The organism is Xenophilus sp. (genome assembly GCF_044462705.1).
GTDB lineage: Bacteria > Pseudomonadota > Gammaproteobacteria > Burkholderiales > Burkholderiaceae_C > Xenophilus > Xenophilus azovorans.
Genome location: NZ_JBIQNC010000189.1, coordinates 1 through 4,854, shown reverse-complemented (window position 1 = coordinate 4,854; position 4,854 = coordinate 1). Strand labels below are relative to the sequence as shown.

Annotated in this window: 5 protein-coding genes and 1 tRNA gene; 3 read left to right on the top strand and 3 right to left on the bottom strand. The window is 67.1% G+C overall.

The features are described 5' to 3' along the window. Nucleotides 1–1,166 (top strand): radical SAM family heme chaperone HemW (gene hemW, locus ACIY1X_RS21330; RefSeq protein ID WP_399684479.1); only part of this gene is annotated, 1,166 nt, incomplete at its 5' end. 13 nt (nucleotides 1,167–1,179) lie between these two features. Next, nucleotides 1,180–1,267: transfer RNA gene (locus ACIY1X_RS21325), tRNA-Ser, on the top strand. 109 nt (nucleotides 1,268–1,376) lie between these two features. On the opposite strand, the gene ACIY1X_RS21320 is transcribed toward ACIY1X_RS21325, so the two are convergent. The 3 genes from ACIY1X_RS21320 to ACIY1X_RS21310 all read right to left on the bottom strand — a co-directional run bounded on the left by ACIY1X_RS21320 (nucleotide 1,377) and on the right by ACIY1X_RS21310 (nucleotide 3,934). Next, complete coding sequence (locus tag ACIY1X_RS21320) at nucleotides 1,377–2,129, bottom strand: DUF3644 domain-containing protein (RefSeq protein ID WP_399684496.1); 753 nt, start codon at nucleotides 2,127–2,129, stop codon at nucleotides 1,377–1,379. Between the two features lie 132 nt (nucleotides 2,130–2,261). Further along, on the bottom strand, nucleotides 2,262–3,377 hold the full coding sequence (locus ACIY1X_RS21315; RefSeq protein ID WP_399684476.1) for an alpha/beta hydrolase: 1,116 nt from the start codon (nucleotides 3,375–3,377) through the stop codon (nucleotides 2,262–2,264). Between the two features lie 44 nt (nucleotides 3,378–3,421). Further along, a complete protein-coding gene (locus ACIY1X_RS21310; RefSeq protein WP_399684474.1) occupies nucleotides 3,422–3,934 on the bottom strand; it encodes a cyclophilin-like fold protein in 513 nt (170 codons plus the stop codon). Between the two features lie 105 nt (nucleotides 3,935–4,039). On the opposite strand from ACIY1X_RS21310, the gene ACIY1X_RS21305 reads away from it, so the two are divergent. Continuing rightward, nucleotides 4,040–4,854, top strand: an 815-nt coding sequence (locus tag ACIY1X_RS21305; RefSeq protein ID WP_399684471.1) for a LysR family transcriptional regulator, incomplete at its 3' end; no start/stop codon positions are given.

The following is a 4,854-nucleotide window of genomic DNA, read 5'->3' as shown; positions in this document are numbered from 1 at the left end:
TGCAACTGGCCGCGCTGCCGCCGCTGGCGCTGTACATCCACCTGCCCTGGTGCCTGCGCAAGTGCCCGTACTGCGACTTCAACTCGCACGAGTGGCGGGACCGGGGCGAGGGCGATGCGCCGCTGCCCGAGGCACAGTACGTCGACGCGCTGATCGCCGACCTGGAGGCCGCGCTGCCGCTGGTGTGGGGGCGGCCGGTGACCAGCGTCTTCCTCGGCGGCGGCACGCCCAGCCTGTTCTCGCCCGAGGCCATCGACCGCCTGCTCGGCGCGGTGCGCGCGCGGCTGGTGCTGGAGCCCGGCTGCGAGATCACGCTCGAAGCCAACCCCGGCACCTTCGAGCGCGACCGCTTCCGTGCCTTCCGGGCCGCGGGCGTCACGCGGCTGTCGGTCGGCGTGCAGAGCTTCGACGACGCGCACCTGAAGGCCCTGGGCCGCGTGCACGACCGCGCGCAGGCCATCGCGGCGGTGGAGGAGGCCGCAGCCGCCTTCGACACCTTCAACCTCGACCTCATGTACGCGCTGCCCGGGCAGACGCTGGCGGGCCTGCAGGCCGACCTAGCGCAGGCGCTCGCGCTGCAGCCGCCGCACCTGTCGGTCTACCACCTCACGGTGGAGCCCAACACCGTCTTCGCCAAGTACCCGCCCGCGCTGCCCGACGAGGACCTCGCCTGGTCCATGCTCGACCACATCACCGAGCACACCGCGGCCGCGGGCATGAGGCGCTACGAAGTCTCGGCCTATGCGCGGCCGGGACACGCGTGCACGCACAACCTCAACTACTGGCAGTTCGGCGACTACCTGGGCGTTGGCGCCGGTGCACACGGCAAGCTGAGCTTCGCGCACCGCATCGTGCGCCAGACGCGCTGGCGCGACCCGCGCTCGTACCTGGAGAAGGCGCTCACCGGGCAGGCCGTGGCGAGCAGCGAGGACGTCGCGCTGGCCGAACTGCCCTTCGAGTTCATGCTCAACGCGCTGCGGCTGGCGCAGGGCTTCACGCTGGTGCAGTTCAGCGAACGCACCGGCCTGCCGGTCAGCGCCATCCAGCGCCCGCTGGAAGAGGCCGAACGCCGCGGTCTGGTGGCGCGCGACCTGCATCGCGTGTGGCCGACGCCGCGCGGCTTCGATTTCCTGAGCGATCTGCAGGAGATGTTCCTGTCCTCCTAGAATCCGCTGCCTCGGAGAGTTGGGTGAGTGGTTTAAACCAGCAGTCTTGAAAACTGCCGACGGGCAACCGTCCGTGGGTTCGAATCCCACACTCTCCGCCAGTTGTTGATGTTTCTCATCGACACTCGGTCAGTTCGGTATTCCGCCCCATCCGTTTACCCATCCGCCGGCAGTGCGACTGGGTGAGATGGCACGGGAGCTGGTGGCAATCTACTTGTATTGGTCGCCAGCCGCAGTGCAGAGTTCGATGCACCGGGCGATCCAAGTGTCGTACCAGTACCAAGCCCCCTCTACCTGGGCGCCGTAGCCCTTCGCTGGGTCCTTAGCGTTTTCTGCCTTCCACATGTCGACGTGTTCCGGTTGCGTGCGGAAGCGCGTGAAGCCCGCCTTCCTTACTTCTTCTGCCACACGCGAGGGCAGGTACTTGGCCCGCTCGACCTCCTTCTTCACCCAGAACTCCTTGTCGATCGTCTTGGCGAGTTCCGACTTTGGATCGATGAACTCGACGACGCGATCGGCTTGCCCCGGCCTGTTTACAAGCTTTTTCTTGAACAGTAGGCGATATGCGAAGCGAGGGCTGTTGTACTCATCGTGATTGAGCGCGGCATCGAACTCCGCAATGTACGCCCGCAGCCTCTCCGGAACTTGAGGCGAAGGGCCTCCCAGCTGGGTCTCTGACAGCTCGACGAATTGGATGCTGTACGTCAAGTGGGTGTCGAGCCCATGGGACTTGCCGAAGAGCTTCTTGACGTAATCGTTGTAGTTCAGCGCGCAGGCTTGGTACCTCCCACTGAGGTAGTTGTCGAGAGATCTCGTCATCTGATGCTCGATTTCGTGCCGAAGTCCGATCAAGAAACGAAGATTGTTGGCCGTGTCCTTGTCGATCGGGCTCGCTTGCTCGTTGAGGCAGCGTTCGAGCTCCCAGTACTTGAACGCACCGTTCTTCGTGCGATCGAACCTCAGCGTCGATACTGGTGGCAGTCATGGAGTGCTTTTCTTCTTCTGTCGCTCGACAGGCAGCGCTGCGCCGTCCGCCGGGACGTGCGCGGTCAGGGGCATGCGAATGCAAGGGGCGCGGCGGGCGCGCCCGGGGCCCTACGCCGAAGCCGTCAGGTTCCTCTGGAAGAACGCCGTCAACTTGTCGAACGGGATCTTGTCCATCCGGTCGTACAGGTCCACGTGGACGGCTCCCGGAACGATCACGAGTTCCTTCGGCTCCGCCGCCGCGGCGTAGGCGGTTTCGCTGAAGTAGCGCGAATGCGCCTTTTCGCCATGGACCAGGAGGATCGGCCGCGGCGCAACCTCCCGGATGTAGGTGAGGATCGGCAGGTTCATGAACGGCAGCGGCGTGGTGACCGTCCAGGCGTTGCCGGAGTTGACCGCCCGCGGGTGGTAGCCGCGCTTCGTTCGGTAGTAGTCGTGGTACTCGACCAGGAACGGTGCCTCGCCGTCCCTCAGCTCGTTGTAGGGCGGCTGGTAGGCGGGCTTGCCGGCCTCCGCGTCCTTCCAGCGCTGCCGGCCCAACTGCTCCAGCGCCTGCGCGCGCTGCGCCGGGGTCATGCTGTCGTCGTAGCCCTTGGACATGACGCGCGTCATGTCGTACATGGTGCTGGCGACGACGGCCTTGACGCGCTTGTCCACGGCCGCGGCGCTCAGTGCCATGCCGCCCCAGCCGCAGATGCCGACGATGCCGATGCGCTCGCGGTCCACGTTCGACAGCAGGCCCAGGCAATCCACCGCCGCGCTGAAATCCTCGACGCTGATGTCGGGCGAGGCGACGTTGCGCGGCTCGCCGCCGCTCTCGCCGGTGTAGGAGGGGTCGAAGGCCAGGGTGACGAAGCCGCGCTCGGCCATGGTCTGCGCGTACAGGCCGGAGGATTGTTCCTTCACGGCGCCGAACGGGCCGCCCACGGCAAGCGCCGCGAGCTTGCCGCTCGCGTTCTTGGGCTGGTACAGGTCTCCGGCCAGGGTGATGCCGTAGCGGTTCCTGAAGGTGACTTTCCTGTGGTTCACCTTGTCGCTCTTGGGAAACACCTTGTCCCACTTGTCGGTGAGTTTCACTGCCGACTGCGCCATGGCCGGGCCTGCGACGACGGCGCCGACGCCCAGGGCGGCGATTCCCGTGCCGGTCATCTTCAGCAAGCTGCGGCGGCCGACGTCGGCAACATCCAGCATGGCGACGTCGCTGCTCGTCTCGATGGTCTTGGTCATGATGGGTATTCCTTTCATGCGGATCGCTGCCGCGCGGAGACGGTTCAGGGCGTGACCCGTTCGATGCGCAGCTTGTACGGGCCGGGCTGGGACAGGACGGCGAGGCCTTCGTCGACCTTGCCCAGCGGCAGCAGGCTGCGCGAATAGGAGCGCGGCTCGACGAAGACCGCCAGGTTGCCCCACGGCGCGTAGTGGGTCAGTTCACCGGCCGCGGGCGCAATGCCCTCGGGGGCGCCCTGCACGGAGAGCCTGCGCGGCAGGTCGGAGACGCGTTCGATGGTGTCGTAGTCCGTCATCGTCAGGGACAGCGGCAGCAGCGATGCGAAATCCCTGGCGGTGGCGTTCTCGTACAGCGTGGCGGTGGCGACCTTGTCGCCGACGATCAGGCGGATCTTCATGGTGGATTCCTTCGGCGGCGCGGACGGAGTGCCGCGCGGCGTCTGGGCCATGGCATGGCCGCCGAATGCGCACGCTGCCAGCCCGAGGATCGGCCCGGCCAGCAGCGCCAGCGCCGCGCGCCTCGGCCGGTGCGTCGTCGTGGGTGCAGGCGTTTCCATGCCTCGAATGATCCCCGTCGAGGCCGGTCCTGACTAGCTAATGAATGCTTAAAGGCATTATTAGCTAGACTAATCGAATCCCCGCCCTGCATGCGAGACTGCCTCATGGCCAGACGCAACCTCAACGACCTCCTGTCCTTCGTCACCATCGCGCGCGAGGGCAGCTTCACGCGCGCCGCGGCGCTGCTGGGGGTGACGCAGTCGGCGCTGAGCCAGGCGATCAGCGGCCTGGAGGCGCGGCTTCGGATCCGGCTGCTGACCCGCACCACGCGCAGCGTCTCGCCCACGGCGGCGGGCGAGCGGCTTCTGAACGCGATCGGCCATCGCTTCGACGAGATCGAGGCCGAGCTGGACGCGCTGACCGAGCTGCGCGACAAGCCCTCGGGCACCGTGCGCATCACCTGCGGCGACAACGTGCTGCACACCCTCCTGCTGCCCAGGCTGGCGCCGCTGCTGCGCGAGTACCCCGACATCGCGCTGGAGTTCGATGTGAACTACGGACTGCGCGACATCGTGGCCGACCGCTTCGATGCGGGCGTGCGCCTGGGCAGCACGATCGACAAGGACATGATCGCCGTGCCGCTCGGCCCGCCGCTGCGCATGGCGGTGGTGGCCGCGCCGGCGTACCTGGCGGATCGCCCGGCGCCCAGCACGCCCCACGACCTCACGGCGCACAACTGCATCAACCAGCGCATGCCCACGTCCGGCGGGCTCTACGTGTGGGACTTCGAGCGCAAGGGGCGCAGGCTGAACGTGCGCGTGGACGGGCAGCTGATCTTCAACACCACGCAGCCCCAGGTGGATGCGGCGCTGGCCGGCCTGGGGATCACGCTGCTGCCCGAGGACGAGGTGACGGCGCACATCGAGGCAGGCCGCCTGGTGCGGCTGCTGGAGGACTGGTGCCCGCCGTTCGCGGGCTA

What these genes read in the sequence shown, in the direction of transcription:
- ACIY1X_RS21315 (WP_399684476.1), bottom strand. Translation starts at nt 3,377, where the DNA reads ATGACCAAGACCATCGAGACGAGCAGCGACGTCGCCATGCTGGATGTT.
- ACIY1X_RS21310 (WP_399684474.1), bottom strand. Translation starts at nt 3,934, where the DNA reads ATGGAAACGCCTGCACCCACGACGACGCACCGGCCGAGGCGCGCGGCG.